Source organism: Acidovorax facilis (genome assembly GCF_023913775.1).
Taxonomy (GTDB): Bacteria; Pseudomonadota; Gammaproteobacteria; order Burkholderiales; family Burkholderiaceae_C; genus Acidovorax; species Acidovorax facilis.
On sequence record NZ_JAMXAX010000413.1, the window covers coordinates 1 to 245 of the forward strand.

Sequence of the window (245 nt, forward strand, 5' to 3'; positions counted from 1 at the left end):
CCATACGCAGACAGGAGACCAACTCCTTTTTGAGCTCTCCCCGAGGCTGGGCATAAATGCAGGTGTAGATGCTCTCGTGTGACACTTGTTTGCGCTTGTTGTCAGGGTGCAGTTTCTTCAACTGTCCTGCGATTTGCTGGGGCGACCAGCGCTGGCGCAAGTAGTCGCGAACGATTTTGAACAAAGGTCCATCACGGCCAAGCTTGAGTTGGGGGCGGGCAAAACACCTGCGCTTGTCGCTACGT

The 245-nt window shown here is 55.1% G+C and carries 1 pseudogene; it reads right to left on the reverse strand.

Features of this window, described 5'->3' with window-relative positions:
• Positions 1–245 (reverse strand): annotated as a pseudogene (locus NFX52_RS30810) (IS30 family transposase); the annotation flags it as partial.